This is a genomic window from Terrabacter sp. P5_B1 (assembly GCF_056400505.1).
Genome location: NZ_JBFULD010000522.1, coordinates 1 through 1,691 on the forward strand (window position 1 = coordinate 1; position 1,691 = coordinate 1,691).

General features: G+C 71.3%; 2 protein-coding genes. Both read right to left on the reverse strand.

The window, feature by feature from the left end; all coding sequences use genetic code 11:
- Positions 1-53: 53 nt before the first annotated feature.
- Positions 54-998 (reverse strand): co-chaperone YbbN, encoded by a 945-nt coding sequence (locus AC1DP0_RS21615; protein WP_478088587.1) that lies wholly within the window; start codon positions 996-998, stop codon positions 54-56.
- 14 nt (positions 999-1,012) lie between these two features.
- The coding region (locus tag AC1DP0_RS21620; protein WP_478088589.1) for a DUF8094 domain-containing protein at positions 1,013-1,691 on the reverse strand (679 nt) is incomplete at its 5' end.

A 1,691-nucleotide genomic window follows, 5' to 3' on the forward strand; every position in this document is an offset into this window, starting at 1 on the left:
GCCTCGAGGCGGACGGAATGCTCTTTCGATCAGGAGGGGGTGGTCGTCGTCGGTCAGAAGAGGGCGCTCATGAGGGACTTGCGGGCCCTGACGACGCGCTCGTCCGTCACGCCCACGACCTCGAAGAGCTCGACGAGGTGCTCACGAACCGTGTTGCGGTCGGCGTCGGCCGTGACCCGCACGGTGTCGATGAGCCGCAGGAAGGCGTCCTCGACGTGCCCGCCGAGCAGGTCGAGGTCGGCGACGAGGATCTGCGCGTCGACATCGGTCGGCGCCGCCGCGGCCGCGGCCCGAGCGGTCTGGAGGTCGACCCCCTGGGTGCGCTGCAGGAGACCGACCTGGGCGAGCCCCAGCTTGGCGTCGGTGTCGGCGGGGCTCTGCGCCAGCGCCTCGCGGTACGCCGCAGCGGCGCCGTCGAGGTCGCCCGACTCGATGGCGTCGAAGGCCTTCTGGTGGAGCGGCGGCAGGGGCTGCTCCGTCTCCACCTCGTCAGCGGCGGCGGCGACGTCCCCGGCCGCGACGGTGCCGGTGACACCGTGCTGTGCCGCGAGCGCCAGCACCTGGTCGATGATCGCCGTGATCTGGCCTTCGGGCTGGACGCCTTCGAAGAGCGGGACCGGCTGGCTCTGCACGAACGCGAAGCTCACGGGCACGGCCTGCACCTGGAAGGCCTGCAGGATCGTGGGGTTGGCGTCGACGTCGACGGTCACCAGCTGGAAGCGGCCGGCGTAGCGACGGGCGACGGAGCCGAAGGTCGCGACGAAGTCGGCCGACTCCTGGAGCCTCGGCGACCACAGCACCATGACGACGGGGTGCCGCTCGGACGCCGCGATGACGTCTCGGATCGAGGCGTCAGTGCCCTCGATGACGAGGCCAGCACCGTCCGCGGAGGTGGAGCCCGCGCCGGAGGCGGGGCCAGCCGGCTGGGCCGGACGCTTGAGCGATGACAGGTCGACGGCACCGCGCAGTGCCGCTGCGGTGAATGGCTGGTGACTCATAGATCAATCCTGTCTCACCGACCCGAGCCGGCGACGAGCTGGTCGGATGCGGCGACGATGCGCGCCGGTCCCGATGCGGGGATGACGATGGCGATGATCTCGTTCGAGGTCAGGCTGGCCTCGGACGTGATCTGCTTGATGCCCGTCAGGAGCGTGAGGTCCTTGGCGGGCGTCAGCTTGACGGGCGAGCGCATGGCGATGGCGTCGCTGCGCACGAGGTGGGCGAAGACGATGGCCCCCTTGCCGTCCTTGAGCCGAAGCCCACCGACGATGCCCTTGGGGTCGTGCTCCTGGGTGAACGCGCCCTGGTTGTTGAGGGCCTGCGACTGGGCGGCGGCCGACTGGCGCAGCTGCTGCGACAACGGGTCGTCGGCGAGCACTGTGGTCGCGGTCGGCTTGGGGTACCTCACGGACGCGGCGAACGCAGCGACGACGTCGTCGGGCTTGGCGCTCAGGCCTGCGCCGTCGCCGACGGCGGCCGAGCCGTCGGTCGTGGGGTCGAGCGCGTCGAGCTTGGCCTCCGGGAGCATCGGCGTGACGGCGGCCGCCTTGAACGGTGCACCGCCTTGGCCGCCGACGAGAAGCACGAGAACCGCGGCGCCGGTCTTCTTCAGCGTCGTCTGCGCGAGCACCTGCGGCGGGGTGTCACCACCGCGCGAGATGGCGAGCACCTTGACGCCCGTGGTCGAGAGC

Excerpts from the sequence above, each read along its gene's own strand:
- AC1DP0_RS21615 (WP_478088587.1), bottom strand. The coding sequence starts at position 998 with ATGAGTCACCAGCCATTCACCGCAGCGGCACTGCGCGGTGCCGTCGAC.